At 74.5% G+C, this 19,145-nt stretch carries 18 protein-coding genes; 9 read left to right on the forward strand and 9 right to left on the reverse strand.

Translation table 11 applies throughout. The annotated features are described in order from the left end of the window. Window positions 1–86: 86 nt before the first annotated feature. The 3 genes from ACFYZY_RS11290 to ACFYZY_RS11300 all read right to left on the reverse strand — a co-directional run bounded on the left by ACFYZY_RS11290 (window position 87) and on the right by ACFYZY_RS11300 (window position 5,109). On the reverse strand, window positions 87–3,131 hold the full coding sequence (locus ACFYZY_RS11290) for an AAA family ATPase (protein WP_388692259.1): 3,045 nt from the start codon (window positions 3,129–3,131) through the stop codon (window positions 87–89). Further along, on the reverse strand, window positions 3,128–4,306 hold the full coding sequence (locus ACFYZY_RS11295) for an exonuclease SbcCD subunit D (protein ID WP_388692261.1): 1,179 nt from the start codon (window positions 4,304–4,306) through the stop codon (window positions 3,128–3,130). Before ACFYZY_RS11295 ends, ACFYZY_RS11290 begins: the two co-directional genes overlap by 4 nt. Before the next feature lie 176 nt (window positions 4,307–4,482). Next, window positions 4,483–5,109, reverse strand: a complete 627-nt coding sequence (locus ACFYZY_RS11300; RefSeq protein WP_388692263.1) for a YigZ family protein — start codon at window positions 5,107–5,109, stop codon at window positions 4,483–4,485. Between the two features lie 183 nt (window positions 5,110–5,292). On the opposite strand from ACFYZY_RS11300, the gene ACFYZY_RS11305 reads away from it, so the two are divergent. Then, entirely contained in the window at window positions 5,293–5,733 is a 441-nt protein-coding gene (locus tag ACFYZY_RS11305) for a CoA-binding protein (RefSeq protein WP_388692265.1), read from the forward strand. Between the two features lie 35 nt (window positions 5,734–5,768). Here ACFYZY_RS11305 and ACFYZY_RS11310 read toward each other — a convergent pair whose 3' ends face one another. The 5 genes from ACFYZY_RS11310 to ACFYZY_RS11330 form a co-directional block, all read right to left on the reverse strand. Further along, window positions 5,769–6,971: an MFS transporter gene (locus ACFYZY_RS11310; RefSeq protein ID WP_388692267.1), complete on the reverse strand. Its 1,203-nt coding sequence runs from the start codon at window positions 6,969–6,971 to the stop codon at window positions 5,769–5,771. Window positions 6,972–7,069: 98 nt separating this feature from the next. Then, window positions 7,070–8,299, reverse strand: coding sequence for an acyltransferase family protein (locus tag ACFYZY_RS11315; RefSeq protein ID WP_388692269.1), 1,230 nt, complete (start codon window positions 8,297–8,299; stop codon window positions 7,070–7,072). A 42-nt stretch (window positions 8,300–8,341) separates the two neighbouring features. Next, window positions 8,342–9,961, reverse strand: coding sequence for an FAD-binding oxidoreductase (locus tag ACFYZY_RS11320; RefSeq protein WP_388692271.1), 1,620 nt, complete (start codon window positions 9,959–9,961; stop codon window positions 8,342–8,344). A gap of 75 nt (window positions 9,962–10,036) precedes the next feature. Next, a complete protein-coding gene (locus ACFYZY_RS11325) occupies window positions 10,037–10,807 on the reverse strand; it encodes a hypothetical protein (protein WP_388692272.1) in 771 nt (256 codons plus the stop codon). 47 nt (window positions 10,808–10,854) lie between these two features. Beyond that, the gene (locus ACFYZY_RS11330) at window positions 10,855–11,952 is read right to left on the reverse strand and encodes a VOC family protein (RefSeq protein WP_388692274.1); all 1,098 of its coding nucleotides are present in this window, start codon (window positions 11,950–11,952) and stop codon (window positions 10,855–10,857) included. A gap of 433 nt (window positions 11,953–12,385) precedes the next feature. Between ACFYZY_RS11330 and ACFYZY_RS11335 the strand changes: the two genes are divergently transcribed. The 6 genes from ACFYZY_RS11335 (at window position 12,386) to ACFYZY_RS11360 (ending at window position 17,146) form a co-directional block, all read left to right on the forward strand. Further along, window positions 12,386–12,829: a MarR family winged helix-turn-helix transcriptional regulator gene (locus tag ACFYZY_RS11335; protein WP_388692276.1), complete on the forward strand. Its 444-nt coding sequence runs from the start codon at window positions 12,386–12,388 to the stop codon at window positions 12,827–12,829. A 377-nt stretch (window positions 12,830–13,206) separates the two neighbouring features. Further along, complete coding sequence (locus tag ACFYZY_RS11340; protein WP_388692278.1) at window positions 13,207–14,466, forward strand: sedoheptulose 7-phosphate cyclase; 1,260 nt, start codon at window positions 13,207–13,209, stop codon at window positions 14,464–14,466. Window positions 14,467–14,552: 86 nt separating this feature from the next. After that, window positions 14,553–15,260 (forward strand): cupin domain-containing protein, encoded by a 708-nt coding sequence (locus ACFYZY_RS11345; protein ID WP_388692279.1) that lies wholly within the window; start codon window positions 14,553–14,555, stop codon window positions 15,258–15,260. Continuing rightward, a complete protein-coding gene (locus ACFYZY_RS11350) occupies window positions 15,257–15,664 on the forward strand; it encodes a cupin domain-containing protein (RefSeq protein WP_388692281.1) in 408 nt (135 codons plus the stop codon). Before ACFYZY_RS11345 ends, ACFYZY_RS11350 begins: the two co-directional genes overlap by 4 nt. A gap of 23 nt (window positions 15,665–15,687) precedes the next feature. Further along, a complete protein-coding gene (locus tag ACFYZY_RS11355; protein WP_388692283.1) occupies window positions 15,688–16,605 on the forward strand; it encodes an NADP-dependent oxidoreductase in 918 nt (305 codons plus the stop codon). 46 nt (window positions 16,606–16,651) lie between these two features. After that, window positions 16,652–17,146 carry a MarR family winged helix-turn-helix transcriptional regulator gene (locus tag ACFYZY_RS11360; RefSeq protein ID WP_388692285.1) on the forward strand — a complete coding sequence of 165 codons (495 nt, stop codon included), beginning with the start codon at window positions 16,652–16,654 and terminating at the stop codon, window positions 17,144–17,146. A 76-nt stretch (window positions 17,147–17,222) separates the two neighbouring features. On the opposite strand, the gene ACFYZY_RS11365 is transcribed toward ACFYZY_RS11360, so the two are convergent. Continuing rightward, window positions 17,223–17,831 (reverse strand): TetR/AcrR family transcriptional regulator, encoded by a 609-nt coding sequence (locus tag ACFYZY_RS11365; protein ID WP_388692287.1) that lies wholly within the window; start codon window positions 17,829–17,831, stop codon window positions 17,223–17,225. 74 nt (window positions 17,832–17,905) lie between these two features. Here ACFYZY_RS11365 and ACFYZY_RS11370 point away from each other — a divergent pair, with 74 nt between their 5' ends. Together ACFYZY_RS11370 and ACFYZY_RS11375 are read left to right on the forward strand one after the other, a co-directional pair. After that, entirely contained in the window at window positions 17,906–18,673 is a 768-nt protein-coding gene (locus tag ACFYZY_RS11370; RefSeq protein ID WP_388692289.1) for an SDR family oxidoreductase, read from the forward strand. Between the two features lie 96 nt (window positions 18,674–18,769). Further along, window positions 18,770–19,132: a hypothetical protein gene (locus ACFYZY_RS11375; protein WP_388692290.1), complete on the forward strand. Its 363-nt coding sequence runs from the start codon at window positions 18,770–18,772 to the stop codon at window positions 19,130–19,132. Window positions 19,133–19,145 lie beyond the last annotated feature (13 nt).

Here is a 19,145-nt window from a genome sequence, read left to right on the forward strand (position 1 = left end):
CGCCCGCCCGAGCGGCCGGGAACTCCCCCGCCGTCCTTCCTCCCCGACCGTCGCGCGCTCCCCGGGCGCCACCGGCCGGCGCGTCCTCAGCCGTCGAGCGCGTCCCCGCCGGTCCGCAGCCGCACCGCCGACCCGTGCCGCGCCTTGACGACCTCCAGTTGGGCGGGGATGCGCCGCCGCAGGTCACCGACGTGGCTGACGATGCCGACGCTGCGGTCCCGTTCCCGGAGCGAGTCCAGGACGTCGAGGACCTCGTCGAGGGTCTGCTCGTCGAGGCTTCCGAAGCCCTCGTCGATGAAGAGGGTGTCGAGCCGGACCCCGCCCGCCTCGTCCGTGACGACGTCCGCGAGGCCGAGGGCGAGGGCGAGCGAGACGAAGAAGGTCTCGCCGCCGGAGAGCGTGGCCGTGTCGCGCTCGCTGCCGGTCCAGGCGTCCACCACGTGCAGCCCGAGGCCGGCCCGTTTGCCGCCGGAACGCGCGTCGGAGTGGACGAGGGTGTAGCGGCCCGAGGACATGCGCCGGAGGCGGGCGGTGGCGGCGGCGGCGACCTGTTCGAGCCGGGCGGCCAGGACGTACGACTCCAGGCGCATCCGGCGCTCGTTCTCGGCGGAGGTGCCGGCGGTGAGTCCGGCGAGGCGGGCCACCCGCTCGTACTCCTCGCGGAGCGGTCCCAGCTCGCGGACCTCGGCGGCGACCCGCCGGGAGAGTCCGGCCAGGCCGGTGACCCGCTCGCGGGCGGCGGCCAGGGCCGAGTCGGCCTCGCGGAGCGCGCGTTCCGCCGCCGCGTGGGCGGCCTCGGCGGCGGCGGGGTCGGCGGGCGGGAGCGCGGCGGCGGCCGCGGTGCCCGGTTCGGCGAGCCGGTCCGCGACGACGGCCTCCTCCGCCTGCCAGGCGTCCAGACGCCGTTGGAGGTCGCGGCGCTCCTCCTCCCGCAGGAGGGCGGCGGCTGCCTCGTCGGGGGTGGTGAAGCCGGCGCGGTAGGCGGCGTCGGCGAGCCGGTCGTCGGCCTCCTTCAGCCGCCGGGCGGCGAGGTCGGCGGAGGCCACGGTGCCGGCGGCGTCGGCCAGGAGGGCGATCCGCCGCTCCAGGCGGGCGGCGTGTTCGGCCACGGTGGCGAACGCGCCGCGCCCCCGGGCGACCTCCTCGTCGAGTTCGGCCCGCTCCCGGTCCAGGGCCTCGCACCGCGCGGTCCGCGCGGCGACCCGCCGCTCGGCCTCCCGCTGCGCCCCCGTCCGTTCCTCGTGCTCCCGCTCGGCCCGCGCGAGCGCCTCGCGCGCGGCGTGCGCCTGTCCGGCGAGCGCGTGGGCCTCGGCGTGGAGCCGTGTCAGCTCCTCCACCTCACCGGCGAGTTCCTCGGCGGTGGGGTCGGCGGCGGCCGTGTCGCCGTCCGGGCCGGTCCGGGCCTCCGCGCGGGCCGCGGCCCAGGACTCCCGGGTGACCGCCAGTTCGCGCTCGGCGGAGGCGCGGGCCTCCTCCGCCGCGGTGTGGGCCGCGTAGGCGGCCTCCTCCGTGGCGCGGTCGACGTGGTCGGCGGTGGTGCGGGCGGGGGCCGGGTGGACGGTGGAGCCGCAGACCTGGCAGGGGTCGCCCAAAACAAGGGTAACCGCGAGTTCGGCGGCGATGCCCTCCAGGCGGCGGGACTTGACGTCGAGCCATGCCTCGTGGGCGTCGTTCCGCCGCTCGCGCGCCTCCGCGAGGCGGAGTTCGGCCGCCCCGGCGTCCCGGGCGAGGGCATCGCGGCGGCGGGCCGCGGCGAGCCGGCGGCGGGCGGGTTCCAGGCGTCCGGCGAGGTGCTCGGCGCGGGCCACCGCGTCCCGCGCGGCCTCGACGCGCCCGGCGAGCGCGGCGCGGCGCGGCTCCCAGCCGGCCAGCCGGTCGGCCGCGTCCCGCAGGACGTCCTCGTCGGCGCGCGCCTCCCGTACCAGGACGGCCCGTTCCTCCGCGACGGCGGCGGCGCGCCGCTCTGCGCGGCGGGCCGATTCGAGTCCGCCGAGCTCGCCGCGGAGCCTGTTCTGCAGGGCGGAGAGCTGTTCGGTCCCGGCGTCCGCGAGGTCGGCGGGCAGCAGGGCGCGGGTCCGTCCGAGGGCGGCCAGCGCGGTGGCGTGCTCGCGCCCGGCGTCCCGGCGCAGGGCCAGGGCGGGGGCGACCCGGTCGGCCCTCAGGGCCCGGTCGAGGGCGGTCCGGAGGCGGTCGCGTTCGGGCGCCCGACCGGTGAGCCGTTCGCGGCGCAGGAGGGCGTCGGCGTGGCGGGCCTGGCGGGCGGCGAGGTCGTTCTCCGCGTCGAGGGCGGCGCGCGCCGCGCCCCGCGCGCGCTCGCGGGCGGCGAGCCGCACGCGGGCGACGTCGAGGGCCTCGTACGCCTCGGAGCGGGCGACGGCGGCCCGGGTGAGGACGGATGCGGCGAGCCCGGGATCTCCGGGCCGTTCCTCGACGGGGGTGCGGGCCGCGCCCAGGCCGCCGGCGGCCTGGGCCATGCGGTGGGCGAGGGCGAGCAGCCGTTCGTCCCCCTCCCGCACCCGCTGTTCGGTCACGCGCCGCAGGTCGGCCAGGCGTTCCTCGACGGCGGCGAAGCGCCGGGTGTCGAAGAGGCGGCCGAGGAGCTTGCCCCGGGCCTCGGCGTCGGCGCGCAGGAAGCGGGCGAAGTCGCCCTGCGGGAGGAGGACGACCTGGCAGAACTGCTCGCGGCTCATGCCGAGGAGCTGGGTGATCTCCTCGCCTGTCTCCTGGTGGGAGCGGCTGAGGCCGGTCCAGGCGCCGGTGGCGGGGTCGTACGCGCGCAGCCAGGTCTGCGCCTTCTCGGTGGTGAAGCCGGTGCCGCGCTTCTTGGGCCGCTGCTGGGCCGGGCGGCGGGTGATCTCCAGGCGCCGGTCCCCCACGGTCAGTTCGAGGAGGACCTCGGTGTACGTGCCGGCGGGGGCGTGGTCGCTGCGCAGGGTGGCGCCGGGGGTCTGGCGGACGCCGGGCACGCTGCCGTAGAGGGCGAAGCAGACGGCGTCGAGGACGGAGGTCTTGCCCGCGCCGGTCGGTCCGTGGAGCAGGAAGAGCCCGGCGGAGGAGAGGGCGTCGAAGTCGATCGTCTGCGTGGTGCCGAAGGGCCCGAACGCGGTGATCTCCAGGCGGTGCAGTCTCACCGGCCCGCCTCGCGTTCGGCCGTGCCGACCCGTACGTCGTCGAAGGCGCCGTACAGGACGGCCCGTTCCGCTCCGTCGAGTGCCGCGCCGCCGCGTACGTGGGCCACGAAGTCCTCCGCGATCTGCCGGTCGCTGCGGTCCCGGAGCCGCCGGGCGTAGGAGTCGCCGGAGTCGCCCCCGGTCCGCTCGGGGTCGAAGACCAGGTGGAGGGTGTGCGGGAAGCGTGCGGCGAGCCGGTTCATGGGGTCGGCGGGCCGTACGGGGTCGGTGAGCGTCGCCTCGACCCAGGCCCCTTCGTGGCGGGCGAGCGCGGGGTCGGCGAGGAGGTCGTCCAGACGGCCCCGGAGCCGGGCGAGGGGGCGGGGGACGGGGCAGTCGAGGCGTTCGGCGTCGAGTTCCGCGCCGTCGGGTCCGGCCGGGCCGAGATCGACGAGCCACATGGTCTTGCGGTGGCGGGCCTCGGAGAAGGAGTACGCGAGGGGGGAGCCGGAGTAGCGCACGCGGGGGGTGAGGGCCTGGCTGCCGTGGAGGTGTCCGAGAGCGACGTAGTCGACGCCGTCGAAGATCCCGGCGGGGACGGCGGAGACGCCGCCGACGGTGATGTCCCGCTCGCTGTCGCTGGGGGCGCCGCCGGCGACGAAGGCGTGGGCGACGACGACGGAGCGGGTGCCGGCGGGCCGCCGGGCGAGGTCGGCGCGGACCCGGTCCATGGCGGCGGTGAGCACGGCCTCGTGGCCGGTCCTTCCGGCTCCGAGCCGTTCGCGGACGAGGGCGGGCTCCAGGTAGGGCAGGCCGTAGAGGGCGACGTCGCCGTGGGCGTCGGTGAGGACGACGGGGGTGCCGATGCCGTCGGGGTCGGTGCGGAGGTGGATGCCGGCCCGTTCGATGAGCCCGGCGCCGACGCCGAGGCGGCGGGCCGAGTCGTGGTTGCCGGAGATCATGAGGGTGGGGACCCCGGCGTCGGCGAGCCGGTGCAGGGCGGTGTCGAAGAGCTCGACGGCGGGCAGCGGGGGCACGGCCCGGTCGTAGACGTCCCCGGCGACGAGGACGGCGTCGACCCGGTGCTCGTGGACGGCGGCCACGAGGTGGTCGAGGAACGCGGCCTGGGCGCCGAGGAGTCCGACGCGGTGGAAGGACCGGCCGAGGTGCCAGTCCGAGGTGTGCAGGAGCCTCACGATGCCGTCCCACCCCGCATGTGTGCCGCTCCTCGCCGCCGGTTCCCGTCGTGTGCGTCCACCACGCTATCCCGAGCGGGGGCGGGGACGCGGCCGTCCTCGTCGCCCGGCGGCCCGGGACCGCCCGTCACGCGTCACGCGCCGCACTCCACTTCTCGTACGTCACGGTGCGCACGTCACACGTCGCCGTACGCCTCGCCGCCGAGTTCGAACACGGCCGCGCCCGCCGTGGCGGCGGCGAGCCAGGCGCGGAAGGCGGGGACATCGGCGTCCGGGAGGCCGATCTCGATCGTGACGGCGTCGGCGTACCGCACGTCGCGGACGGCGCGGCCCGTCGCCCGCAGGTCGTTCTCGAGCCTGCCCGCCCGCTGGTGGTCGACGGTGACGGTGGCGAGCCGGAAGCGCTGCCGGGTCACGGTGCCGAGCGCGTCGATGGCCTCGCCGACCACTCCCCCGTACGCGCGGATCAGGCCGCCCGCGCCGAGCTTCACGCCGCCGTAGTAGCGGGTGACGACGGCGGCGGCGTACCGCATGTCGCGGCGCAGCAGCATCTGGAGCATGGGGACGCCCGCCGTGCCGCCCGGTTCGCCGTCGTCGCTGGCCTTCTGCACGGAGGCGTCGGCGCCGAGGACGTAGGCGAAGCAGTTGTGGGTGGCGGTCGGGTGCTCCGCGCGGACGCGCGCGACGAACTCCTGCGCCTCCCGCTCGTCGGCGACGGGCGCGAGCGCGCAGAGGAAGCGCGAGCGGTTGATCTCGGTCTCGTGCACGCCCTCGCGGGCCGGGGTGCGGTACTGCTCCTGCATCCGGCCAGCCTACGTTCCGCCGGCCCGGTGCTCCCCTGCGGCCGGTCCGGGGGCGGTGACCGGCCGGAGGCGGCGACCGCCGGTCGGCCGGGAACGCCGGTCGGCCGGGAACGCCGGGAATCAGGGGCCGGCGCGGCTCGTTCCCCGGGAGACGGATCACGCAGAGGAGAGGCAGCAGAGACGATGAGCGCCGACAGCACGACCACCGGTCCCGCCGAGTACTCCGCGTCGGGGGCGGTACGGCGGATCCTGACGTCCACGGGTGACACCTGGGCGGTGGTGGGCCTGTCGGACAACCGGGCGCGGGCGGCCCACGGGGTCGCGGCCGTCCTCCAGCGCTTCGGGAAGCGGATCGTCCCGGTCCACCCGAAGGCGGAGACGGTCCACGGCGAGCGGGGCTACGCGTCCCTCGCGGACATCCCGTTCCCGGTCGACGTCGTCGACGTCTTCGTCAACGGCGACCTCGCGGGCGGGATCGCCGACGAGGCCGTGGCGATCGGCGCCAAGGCGGTCTGGTTCCAGCTGGGCGTGGTCGACGAGGCCGCCTTCGCCCGCGTCCGCGGGGCGGGCCTGGACATGGTGATGGACCGCTGCCCCGCCATCGAGATCCCGCGCCTGGGATAGGGCGTCCTCCCGGCCGGCGGGGCCGGCGGTCCCGTTCACGCGGCGACGGTGGCCCGGGGCCCGTCCGCCGTGCGCCCCTTGCGCAGCATCCGGGCGGTGACCGCGCTGAGCAGCAGTCCTCCGGCGGCCAGCGCGGCCGCCCCCGCCGGGACGGCGAGGACGTCGTGCCCGCGGGCGAGGAAGGCGCCGCCGAGCCAGCTGCCGAGCGCGATGCCGACGCAGAAGGCCGAGTTGTTGACGCTGAGCGCCATCGCGGCCGACGTGGGACCCGCGGAGGCGACGATCTGGGAGTTGAGCGCCGGGATGGTGGCGAAGTACGCGGCGCCGAGGACGCAGAAGAGGACGGCCACCGCCCAGGCGTTGTCGGCGAGCAGGGTGAGCAGGAGCAGGGCCGCGGCGACGGTCCCCAGCGTGCCGGACACGGCGGCGGACAGGCTCCGGTCGGCGGCCCGGGCTCCGATCACGTTGCCGGCGATGCCGCCCAGTCCGTAGAGCCAGAGCAGGACGGTGACGGTGGAGGACTCGAATCCGGCGGCGTCCGTCAGGTAGGGGGACGCGTACGTGTAGAGGGCGAAGACGCCTCCGGTCCCCAGCACGATGACCAGGGCGACCAGGACCATCGGCAGGGGAATGGCGAAGCCCCGTCGGCGGCCCGCGGCGGTGGCGCGGGGGGCGTCCGGTCCGGCGGGCGGAGGCTCCGGGACGTTGTGGCGCAGGAGCAGCAGCGTCGACACCGCGCTGAGGGCGGCCAGGACCCAGAAGGTGGCACGCCAGCCCCAGGCGTGCCCGACCAGGGTTCCCGCCGGCACGCCGACGACGGTCGCGAGGCCGATGCCGAGGGTGATCCTGGCCCCCCACGCGGCTCGCCGGTCCGGGGGCGCCATGTCCCGTGCGGCCGCGACGAAGACGGCGATGAGGGTGGAGTGGGCCAGGGCGCTGACGATCCGGCCCGCGACCAGCCAGGCGAAACCGGGGGCGAGTGCGGCGACGACGTTCCCGAGGACGAACACGCCCATCATCCCGGGCAGCAGGACGGCTCTGCGCGTCCGGGCCGTGAGGGCCGTCAGGCACGGTCCGGCGACCACCACGACCAGCGCGTACACACTGATCAGCATGCCCACCGCGCTCAGGGAGACGCCGACGCGGCCGGCGATGTCGGGAAGGATTCCGGCGATGACGCTCTCGGCGGTGCCGACGCAGAAGGTGCACAGCATCATCGCGAGGACGGGCAGGGGCATGGGGCGCTCCTCGGGGCGGATCGGTGGGGGCACGGGCCCGTGCCCCTCGCCGGGGCCGTCTCCCGACGGCGGGAGGTCCTGACGAGGGGCACGTCGGCTCAGGGCGCGTCGGCGGTGACGGCCTTCCCGCCGTCCTCCCGCACCGGGGTTTCCGGTGCGGTGAGCAGGGCGTCGAGGGCCCGCACCTCCTCGTTCCGAACCCGGGCCCGGGCCCGCCGGGACCAGGCGCGCATCACGGGCCGCTCGACTCCCGCGTACAGCAGCCAGGCCAGCAGCAGGCTCGCCGCGGCGACGAGCGCGGCGACGCCGGCCGCTTCCGCGAGGGAGTCCGCCTCCCGGAACCCGAGCCGTTCCTGGGTGAAGGACAGCAGGGTCTGGTGCACCAGGTAGAAGGCGAACGAGACCTCACCGAGCCACACCCACGCGCGACCGCCGAGCACCGTCCCGGTGCCCTGCGCGTCCCTCGCCGCGGTGGCCGCGACGAGGAGGGCGAACGGGACGACGACGACCGCGTTCAGGGAGAACAGGAAGGGCGCTTCGAGGCTCACCGCGTAGGCGGCGGCGGTGAGGCCCAGGGCCGGCAGGACGCCCAGTCCGATCCACCTGCCGGTGAGCACGATCCGGGCCATCAGGATGCCGAGCGCGAAGTCGAGGACCCGGGTGGGCGGGAAGATGTAGACGAACCACATCTGGCCGATCGAGTGGCCGTACAGCGGGGAGTTGGCGTGGTTCGGGCCGAACCGCTCCCCCGCGGAGAGCAACAGGGCCACGAGCGGGAGGAGCACGATCGCCGCGGCGGTCCCGCCGGCCCACCACCACAGCCGTCGGCTCCCGATCCGGCACACCGCCCGGTGCAGCACGGGGAACAGCAGGTAGAAGAGCAGCTCGCAGGAGAGCGACCAGCTGGGGTTGTTGATGCTGAAGAAGACGTCGTCACGCGGTATCCACGCCTGGAGCAGCAGGAAGTTGGGGACGGCGCGGTCCGCGGTCGCGGAGGCCGACGCGTACAGGACGAGGGCGAGCACGAAGGTGACGACGTGGTTGGGGTAGATCTTCGCCAGTCGGCGTCCCCAGAAGGCGGGGGCGTCGTCCTTGTCCCTGGCCGACCAGGTCAGGACGAAGCCGCTGAGGACGAAGAAGAAGGTGACGCCCGCCCAGCCCCCGTTCTTCAGGGCGGCGGCGAACGGGCCGTGCTCGCCCTCGGGGGTCGAGTAGGCGTCGAGCAGCGAGAGGTGGAAGAGGAACACGAGGAAGGCGGCGAGGAACCGCATGCCGGTGAGGGAGGAGAGCCGGGCGGAGGGGCCGGGCAGGGAAGGGGAGGAGGACACGGCGAGGACCACCTGGGAGGAAGGGGACGGTGAGGGATCGGGTCAGGCGGGGCGTATCGTCTGGGCGTGCCGGAAGAAGCCGGTGGGGTCCCAGGCGGCCTTGGCCTTCTGGAGCCGCCGGTAGCCGCCCTTGTAGTAGAGGTCGTGCCAGGGGACGCCCGAGGTGTTCCAGCGGGGGTCGCCGAGGTCGGTGTCGGCGTAGTTGACGAAGCAACCGTCGTTGGTGTCGTTCGGCACCGGCACCCCGCCGGTCGAGGCGAACATGTCGCGGTAGCACTCGCGGACCCAGCCGATGTTGGCCGCGTCGTCGGCCGCGTCGTTCCAGACCGAGACGACCTGGTACTTCAGAACGGAGTCGCGCTGGGGCACCGCGGTGGCGTGGGCGGGAACCCTGTTCACCGCTCCCCCGTAGGAGGCGATCATCAACAGGGCGCCGGGGTTGTGGAAGTCGTCGCGCGTCAGATGCCGGTAGGCCGCCGCGATCTGCTCGTCCGTGTAGGTGCGCTTCGCGTAGGCCGACTTGCCCTTGAACCTGACCGTGGGGTCGGGCCCGGTGAAGCCCGGCCACTGGGTCGAGTGGAGCCAGGGCACGCGCCGGTACTGGCGCACCTGCGGCTTCACCCCGACGCCGGCGGACACCGCGTCGACGTAGCTCCGCAGCATGCGCTCGGCGCCGGGGGCGCCGGCGTCCACCAGCGAGTCGAGCACCACGGCACCGGCCGACTTGTGGAAGGGCTTGAGCTGGCTGAACAGCGCGGTGTACGGGGAGTCGGGGGCGCTGTTGCGGGCGTGCCAGTCCCCGTGGTTCCACATCAGCCGGGTGAAGCGGGCCTCGTTCAGGTCCTGCCAGGGCCAGGCGACCTCGCTGAGCCACACCTCGCGGGGCGGCGCCGGAAGCTGATCGGCCGGTTCGGCCCCGGTGGCGTCGGGCGACCGGAGCCAGTAGCGGGTCACCACGCCGAAGTTGCCGCCCCCGCCCCCGGTGTGCGCCCACCAGAGCTCCCGGTGGGGGTCGTCCGGCTCGCGGGTCGCGGTGACCGCACGCGCCTTTCCGTCGGCTCCGACCACGACGACCTCGATGCCGTACAGATGGTCGACGGCGAGTCCGTCCCGTCGGCTCATCGAGCCGTAGCCACCGCCCTGGATGTGTCCGCCGGCCGCGACGCTGGGGCAGTTCCCGGCCGGGAGGTAGACGCCCCAGCCCTTGTAGAGGCTCTCGTAGACGCGGCCCAGCGGGGTGCCCGGCAGGACGGCGAAGGCGCGGCGCCCGGCGTCGTACGAGACGCCGGTCATCCCCGAGAGGTCCAGGACGACCGCGATGTCCTCGTGCGTGGTGAAGTCCTCGTAGCAGTGGCCGCCGCTGCGCACGGCCAGCCGCCGTCCGGAGTCCACCGCTTCCTGGACGGTTCCGACGACCTCGTCGGTGGTGCTGACGAGACGGATCTGCTCCGGGCTGCCGACCCAGCGCTGGTTGGTGCCGCGGCGCAGGTCGGCGTAGCGGCGGTCGTCCGGGCCCACCAGGACCGCCCGGGCGCCCGGATCCGCGGGCGGCTTCCGGGCTCCGGCGGCGTCCGCGGTACCGTGCCCGGTCGCGCCGATCGCGAAGGCGCCGCCCGCGGCGGCCGTACCGGACAGGAACATGCGGCGTTTCATCGTCTTCATGAGGTGATTCCTTGTGGTCGTGACGAGGTGTGCCCCGCGCGGCGTTCCGGGCGCGCGGGACGGCGGAGGGATACCTCAGCCGGCGTCGGTGTCGAGGCGCACGCCGAACCAGGTGAGGGTGTCGACGACGCGTCGTGCCCCGACGGCGTCGGGTGCGGTCGGGCCCGTGACCACACCGCGCTCGCCGAACTCCCGCAGGACGGCGGGGGAAAGGGCCAGGCCGGTGCCGGGGAACAGACACCTCTCGGCGTAGTGGACGCTGCGGTCGACGGTGACCGAGGGGCCGGTAGCGGTCCACAGGAGGTGCGGGGCGCGGGCCCCGCTCGCCGCCAGGCGCGCCCAGCGGTCGGTGGTGAGGTCGTGCCGCAGCGCGGCGTACACCAGGTGCGCGCCGGCGAGTCCGGCACGTCCGCGCATCGCCTTGGCCTCCCAGCCGCCGACCAGGTCGAGGCGTGCGTCCGCCGCGGCGTCGGCGCCGGGGACCGAGTACTCGATCGCGAGGGGGAGCGGGGGCGGCGGGGTGCCTGCGGCGACCGCCGTCTCCAGGGCGGTCAGCACCCTGTCCATGACCTGCCGGTAGCCGGTCACGGAGTGCACGGGCCCCATCGTGGCGGTACGGTCGCCGGCCGCGGCGGCGAGGATCGCCGCGGGACCGGCGTCGGCCCGCAGCGCGGGTCCGCCGGGGAGGAGCACACCCTGGACGTTCTCGTCGGTCTCGCCCCCGGTGTGCGGAAGAGAGGCGGAGGGCGGGGTGTGACGGTGGTCGAGCCACAGGGCCGTCCCCGCTTCGGCGGCCTTCCGCAGGGCGCCGGCGGGGCGGGTCGGTAACGGTGCGAGCAGCTTCAAGAGGATCCCCCTGGTGATGTGGGTCGCCGGGCGGCCGTCCGCCGCGGTCAGGGACGGTCGTGCCAGCGCAGGCGTCCGGGCGTGGCGCGACGGGCCGTCGTCCCTGCCTCGTAGGGCAGGGATCCGTCCGGCATGTGGATCACTTCCATCTGGATGCCGATGGGAGTGCCGAAGTACAGCCAGCGGTCCCCGGCGATCGGTCCGGAGGTGATCGTCTCCGGTTCGCCCATCAGCGTCACGCCGGGCCGCCGGCGCAGGTGGTCCGCGGCGGCGTCGACGTCGTCGACGTAGAAGGCGAGGTGGTGGCCTCCGACGTCGCTGTTGCGAGGGGGCCGTCCGCGCAGGGCGTTCGTCCCGCACTGCGTCAGTTCGCAGTTGGCGGTGGGGCCGGTGCGCAGCACCACGCACCGTGTCCGTTCGGCCCCGGGCGGCCAGTGGTCCGCGCGGTCCGCCGGTGGTCCGCCGTGCGCCCCCTCGACGACTTCGGCGCCCAGCACCCCGGTGAAGAACTCCACCGCCGCGTCCAGGTCGGCCACGGTGTATCCGACGCAGTCGACGCCCAGCAGGCGCAGCGGTCCCTCCCCGTCGGCGTCCGGCGGCCCCGGGGGCACGAACCGCCCGGTCGCGGCGGTCCGGGGCCCGGGGCGCGGAGGACCGCACAGGGCGAGCATCATGCCCCAGGGGCTCAGGAACCAGCGGCGCTCGTCGTCCGGTCGTACGCCGCGGTTCCCGGTGGGGCCCAGGCGCACCACGTCCGCGGCACGCAGGCGTGCCTCGGCGGCGTCCGGGTCCGCCACCCGCAGGGTCAGGTGGTGGCCTCCGACGTCGTTCGGTCCGGGCGGTGCGGCGACCTGGTCGGGTGCCGTGTACTGGAAGAGTTCCAGGTTGCTGTACGGGCCGAGCCTGACCAGGGCGACATGGGCCACGGCCCGGGGGTGGACGCCCAGCCGGCGGCTCATCCGGTCGCCGGACGGGTCCTCGACCGGGCCCTCGCGGTAGCACAGTTCGCCGCCGAGCACCTCGGTGAAGAAGTCGACGGCCCCGTTCAGATCGGGCACGGTGAACGCGTAGTGGTCCACTGTCCGCGCCGTCGGCAGCCCCCCGAGCACGGGTGCGGAAGACGGCTCCGTGGCGGTGCCGCGCATGATGTCCCCCCTTCGGAAGCCCGCCGTGCCCCCGGCACCGCGCGGGCACGACGAATGCCCCGGGTCACCGGGCCGCCGCACAGAGGCGGGCGGCCCGTTCGACCGGAGGCGACAGTAGAGCAATGTCGTTGCGCCCGCAAGGAAAACCCGAACCGGCCCCACGCGCGACCGCACCGACAGGGCAGGAATGACCTGCCAATTCACCGGATCCGCCGAACGGCGCGAGATTGTCACGTCATCAAGTTCCCCCAAGATCATTGTGCGAGCATGAAAAAGTGTGAGCGCACCGCAGGTTTACCTTCAGTAGCGGCGGCCGTATCCTGTCCACGAGGCCGGCCGCCCCGGCCGTCACCGCGGGGCTCCGGCCCGCCCCTCCCCACCTCCTCCGCTCCGGAACGGACGGCCCTTCGGCCACATGAAGAAGGCAGCAGTCATGCGATCGCGCAAGGAAGACAGCGTCGAGCTGTGGAGCCAGTTGTCGGTACTGGTCGCGGAAGTCGGCACCCTGCTGGACCGGCAGCTGTCCGAGGAATTCGGGCTGGGACTCACGGACTTCCTGTCCCTGCAGGCCCTGAGCACCGGCGATCCGGCCGGCATGCGGATGAACGAACTGGCCCAGCAGCTCGGGCTCAACCAGTCCTCGGCGACCCGGGCGGTGGCCCGCCTGGAGAAGCGCGAGTTCGCGGAGCGCGCCGCCCACGAGACCGACCGCCGCGGCGTGGTCGTGCGCATCACCGACGCCGGCCGCTCGGTTGTCGCGGACATAGGCGTGCTCTTCCGCCAGGAGGTGGGCATGGCCCTCGAAGTGGCGGCCCTGGACAGCAGGACCAGTTCGGTGGTGGCCCGGCTGCGCTACACCCCGACGCTCGACCGCTGACCCGCGCCGCTCCCCTCCGGGCCGCCCCGCCCCGTACCGAAGCCCCTGCCGCGACCGGCAGGGGCTTTCGCACGCCACGGCCACCCCCGGACGACACCCCGCAAGGGAACCGAACTTCCTTGCGCAAGCACGACTCCCCCTCGGTCAACCTGCCCGACCGCTGGCCATTTCCCGTCGCTTCAGCCCTTCGTCTCGAAGATTGTACTTGCGCGCGCAATGAAACTCGTGGCAGGGTCGTGGCCGACGGGGGGCCGCCACGCACCGTGGCCGGGTCCAGCGGCGAAGGCTTCGGCCTCGCCCCGCGGACACTCATTCACGCTGCCCCGAATCGATCCACGACGGACAACCGACACTCTTCGTCGAAGGACGGAATCCTGATGCAGCAAGACATCCAGACCACGCGCGGCAACGACGGTCTCTTCGCGGTGGGCAGCCCGGTGACGCACTGGTCGGTGCAGACCAGCAACCCTGTGCAGTACGAGATCCGGGCCGGCGAGAACCTCCTGGACCCGCGGAACCCCACGATCCTGGAAGACGCCGTGGGCGGCACCGGTCTGCGCCGTTTCGTCGTCACCGACACCGTGGTCGACTCCCTGTACGGCGAGCGCGTCCGCGCGTACTTCGAGCACCACGGCGTCGAGCACCGGGTCCTCGTCCTGGAGGACGGGGAGACGCACAAGTCGATGGACGCGGTGCTGCGCGTCGCCGAGGCCCTGGACTCCTTCGGCATCGACCGCAGGCGCGAGCCGGTGATCGCGATAGGCGGCGGGGTCCTCATGGACATCGTCGGCTTCGCGGCCAGCCTCTACCGGCGCGCGACCCCGTTCATCCGGATCCCCACCACCCTGATCGGCCTCGTCGACGCGGGAGTCGGCGCGAAGACCGGAGTCAACCACAACGGCCACAAGAACCGGCTCGGCACCTACTTCCCGGCCGACCGCACCCTTCTGGACCGCACCTTCCTCGCCACCCTCGACGACCGGCACATCAGCAACGGCCTCGCCGAGATCCTCAAGATCGCCCTGATCAAGGACGCCCGCCTCTTCGACCTGCTGGAGCAGCACGGCACCGGTCTCCTGCGCGACAAGATGCAGAGCCCGGCGTCCGGAGTCGGGCTCACGCCGGCGGACGCCCCGGTCGACCAGCGGCTCGCGGCCCGCGGACTGCACCTCGACCCCGCGACCGAGGTGGTCGAACGCGCCATCCACGGCATGCTGGAGGAGCTCCAGCCCAACCTGTGGGAGAAGGTGCTGGAGCGGGTCGTCGACTACGGCCACACCTTCAGCCCGACCATCGAGATGCACGCGCTTCCCGCGCTGCTGCACGGCGAGGCCGTCGCGGTCGACATGGCCCTCACCACCGTGATGGCCGAGCGCCGCGGGCTGGTCAGCGCCCACCAGCGCGAGCGCGTCCTCGACGTGATGCACCGGCTCGGCCTGCCGTCCTGGCACCCCCTGTGCGCCCCGGAGGTGCTGGTGCCCGCGCTGCGGGACACCGTCCGCCACCGCGACGGCAAGCAGCGCCTGCCGCTGCCCGTCGGGATCGGCAGCGCGCTCTTCGTCAACGACGTCACCGAGGCCGAGCTCGCGACGGCCGCGGAGCGGCTGGCGGAGCTGTCGGCGGGGGTGCCCCGTTGAACGGCGTCCGCGCGGCCCGCGTCCGGCCGCCCCTCGCCCCCGCGGGTACCCTCCGCGCTTCCCCCGGGTTCTCCTCGGCCGGAACGGTGACGGACGCCGCGATCGTCCACGGGGTGCACGGCGCGGCCGGACGCACCCGCTGGAAGTGCTTCGCCGGCCGACGGCAGCTCGCCTCCCCCACCGAGGCGGTCGAATGGGCGTCCGTCCCTCCCGGCGGGCTCAGCGGTGAACACCGGCACACCCGGACGGAGGAGATCTACCTCGTCCTGCACGGCCACGGGGAGTTCCTGTTCAACGGCCGCCCCCACCCTGTCGCCCCGGGATCCCTCGCCCTGACGGCCCCGGGCAATGTGCACGGGTTGCGCAACACCTCCGACACCGACCTCGACTGGTGGGTGATCGAGACCCTCTCGCCGAGCACGAACGCCGTCCTGTCCGGAGCCGACCACACACCGGAGGTGCCCGCCATGGGCGAGCCCGTCATCCACGACCTCTTCAAGGAGCGCGCGGTGTCGACCGCGGGCGTCTTCGACGGTCCGCTGAAGAGCGTCGAGGTCGTCGAACTCGACGCGGGGGAGCGGCGGGCGCTGGGCCGCACCGACGCGGAACTGGCGGTGTTCGTCCACGGTGGCCGCGGCCGGGCCACGGCCGCCGACAGGACGTCGGTGGAGCTGACGGCGAACACCTGCGTCACCCTCGGCGCCGGCACGACGACCAGGATCGAGGCAGGAAGCGCCCTGAGGCTGCTGGTCGTGACGCTGGCCGTGCCGCAGCACACTCCGGAGGCGAAATGATCATCTCGACCCTGGACGAGACGGTACGGGCGGCGACGAACACCGGTCCCGGTGCCGCGGCGGCCCGGTGGCAGTGCCTGGTCCGCAGGGGCATGCTGCACAGCGAGTGCGAGGCGGTCGAGCACTGGGCCCTGCCGCCGGGCGCGTCCCTGGAGCTGACCTCCGGCCACGGAGTGGAGGAGGCCCTGCTCGTCCTGGACGGTGAACTCCTCGTCTCCTCGGCCCACGGCGAACGGCGGGTACGAGCCGGGCAGATCGCCCTCGTTCCGTACGGGACCGGGGGAACGGCGCGGGCGGGCGGGCGTCCGGTGCGCCTCCTCACCGTCCGCGCGCTGGCCCCTCTCGTCTCGGACCGGCTGCCACCGCGCGTCCCCGAACTCGTCGCCCCCGGACCGCGGTCATGAAGCCGTCGGCAGAAGGGAACACCATGCGTGCTGTCGTCCTCTCCGCGTACGGCGGCCCGGAACGCCTCGGAGTCGCGCGCCTTCCGGAGCCCGCCGTCCCGGACGCGTCCGGGATCCTGATCCGCGTCGCGGCGGCCGCGGTCAACCCCGTCGACCTCCAGACGCGCGCCGGGCTGCACGCGGAGCACAGTGCCGTCCGGCTCCCCATGGTCCTCGGCTGGGACGTGGCGGGAACCGTCACGGCCGTCGGCCGCGACGCCGGCGCCTTCCGGCCGGGCGACCAGGTCGTGGCGATGTCCGCGCAGATGGCGACGGGCCGGGGGACGTACGCCGAGACGGTGTCCCTCCCCGCGGACATCGCGGCACCGGCCCCCCGTTCCGTCCCGCTCACCGCGGCCGCGGGCCTGCCGCTGGCCGGGCTCACCGCCCAGCAGGCGCTCGACGCCCTCGGCCTGCCGGAAGGCGCCACGCTGCTGATCACCGGAGCCGTCGGCTCGGTCGGCGGGCTCGCGGTGCAGCTGGCCGCGCTGCGGGGACTGCGGGTGGTGGCGCAGGTCCGCCGGACCGCCGACGCCGACGAGGCACTGGCACTGGGAGCGCGGGACGTGCGGGTGGGCACGGAGCCGTCCGCCGTGGCGGGCCCCGCCGTCGACGGACTGCTGGAGACCGCGGGCCTGCCCTGGGCCATCGGCGCCGTACGGGACGGCGGACGCTCGGTCTCCGTCGTGCCGACCAGGCGTCCGGCCGCCGAACGCGGCATCACGGCGACGGTCAACCACGTCGAACAGGACGGCGCCCGCCTGACCGAGCTCGCCGGCCTGGTCGACCGCGGCGCTCTGCGGCTGAGGACGGCCGGGGAGTTCGGCTTCGACGGCGCGGCCGAGGCACACCGCTCGCTGGCCCGGGGCGGTGTGCGGGGCAAGCTCCTGCTCCTCCCGTGACCGTGACCACCCGTACCGAACCGTTCCGGCACCGAGGATCCAGCCTGTGACAGAGCCGTACGGAGACGAGGATCCCGACGTCGCCACCGACGCCGACTCCCGCATCTGGGAGAGGCTCCGCCCCCTGTTCACCACCGTCGAGTACCGGATGGACCGCACGCTCCAGAGCCGTCACGGCGTGAGCCTGGCCTCGCTCATGACGCTCGGCGCGGTGGCGCGCGGCCGTCCGGAGCCGGCGACGGTCGGGGAGGTGGCCCGGCGGCTGGGCGTCACGGCCTCCTCGGCGAGCCGGGCGCTCGCGCAGCTGGAGCGTTCGGGCTGGGTGAGGCGCGTTCCCTCCCCCGCGGACCGGCGGACCAGCCGCGTGGAGATGACCCGGGCGGGCCACGACAAGTGGGAGGAGGCCCGTCACACCCTCGACCGCGAGTTGGACGCGGCCTTCCGGGTGCTGGCCTTCGACGAGCGGTACGCCCACGTCGTGGCCCGGCTCTGCCGGGCCCCCGGAAGCGTCCCGCGCCGGGAGCGGCCCGCTCCTTCGTGACGGTCCGCGCGGGGCGCCGGACCGTGCCGGACGCCGGGGACGGCGCGGGGAGGGCGGGGAGCGGGAACGGCCGCCCTCACGCCGTCCGCGCGGGCCACGCGGCCATGGCGAACTCGGCCACCCGTTCCAGTTCCGCCGCGCTCGCGCCGTCGCGCGCCTGCTGGGACATCCCCTGGACCACGGCCGCGAAGTAGACGGCCAGGGCGCGCGGTTCGGCGCCCGCGGGCAGCGCCCCCGCCCGGCCGGCGTCGGCCAGCCGCTCCTCGAAGTCGCGGACGTTCGCCACCCTGCGTTCCCGCAGGTCCCGTTCGACGTCGGCGGTCTGCGCCGAGTAGTTCGTCGCCGCCGAGATGACCAGGCAGCCGGCCGGGTGGTGCGGATCCGTGTACGAGGTCGCGGCCTCGCGCAGCATCCTGGCGAACCCGGTGCGGGTGTCGTCCTCCGCCTCCAGCGCCCGGCCCATGAAGGCGCCGAAGGTTCCGCCGTAGCGGTCGACGACCTCGGTGAAGAGCGTGCGCTTGTCGCCGAAGGCCGCGTACAGGCTGGGCGGGGAGACGCCCATGGCCCGGGTGAGGTCGGCAATGGACGTGCCCTCGTAGCCGTGCTCCCAGAACAGCCGGGTGGCCTGTGCCAGGGCCGTGTCGCGGTCGAAACTTCGCGGTCGCCCACGCTTCGTCGTCGTCATACGAGAATTTTACAGTGAACGCTACGGAATCGGTGTACGCTATTTCCATAGTCAGCACTACAGATTGGAATCCCATGGGATCGCTCACGGGCAGGACGGCTCTCGTGACCGGCGGCAGCCGCGGCATCGGCCGCGCGACCGCCGAACGGCTCGGCAGGGAAGGAGCCCTGGTGGCCGTGCACTACGGGCGTGACACCGCTTCCGCCGAGGAGGTGGTGCGCACGATCCGCGCGGCGGGCGGCACGGCGTTCGCCGTACGGGCCGAGCTGGGCACGGACGGCGACGTGGAGACCCTGTGGTCCGAGTTCGACCGCCGGGTCCTCGAGCACGGCGACGACGCCGGCCTCGACATCCTGGTGAACAACGCCGGCATCACGCTCCGCGGACACATCGAGGAGACCACTCCCGAGATCTTCGACAAGATGTTCGCCGTCAACGTGCGGGCCCCGTTCTTCCTGGCCCAGCAGGGACTCAAGCGCCTGCGGGACGACGGCCGGATCATCAACGTCTCGTCCGGGGCGACGCGCATCGCGCTGACCGACATCATCGCCTACGGCATGACCAAGGGCGCCGTCGACACCTTCACCCTCACCCTCGCCAAGGCCGTCGGGAACCGCGGCATCACCGTCAACTCGGTGGCGCCCGGCATCATCGACACCGACATGAACGCCTCCTGGCTGCGGGGCGACGAGGCCGCCGAGCGGTCCGCCGCCGAACTCTCCGCCCTCGGCCGCGTGGGCCGCCCCGCCGACGTGGCCGACGTCGTGGCCTTCCTCGCCTCGGACGACGCCCGCTGGGTGACCGGGCAGGTGATCGACGCCACCGGCGGCTCGCAGCTCTGATCCACGGCGCGGGCCCGCGCCCCGGGCCCGCGCCGCGCAAGGGTGTCAACGGGGACACCGCATCATCACGCACGACACTCTGCAGCTGGAGACACCATGCACGTCGTCATCGCCTGGTGGGACGGAACGCGGTCCGCCGAAGCCCCGCGCGCGACCACCCGGGAACCCGCCGACCGGCCGGAAGCGGTCCGCGTCGCCCCCGAGGCGTCCCCCGCAGGCGAGTTTCCCGGGTTACGGACGAGCCGCTGGCTCACCGACCCGAAGGCCGACCGGCAGGGGCTGGCCCTGCTGTGGGACAACGCCGCCTCCGCCGCGCGGTCCCTGCCGGCGCTCGCCACCCGCACGTTCGGCTGCGCCCCGTCGCACCGCTGGGCCTTCGAACTGGACGAGGCTTCCCCGCCGGCACCGGACGGCCCTCCCGGCCTTCCGAAGGAGCTCCGTCTCCTGCTCCACGCCTGAAGCCGTCCCGCCC

Origin of the sequence: Streptomyces sp. NPDC001744 (assembly GCF_042892575.1) — a bacterium.
Taxonomy (GTDB): domain Bacteria; phylum Actinomycetota; class Actinomycetes; order Streptomycetales; family Streptomycetaceae; genus Streptomyces.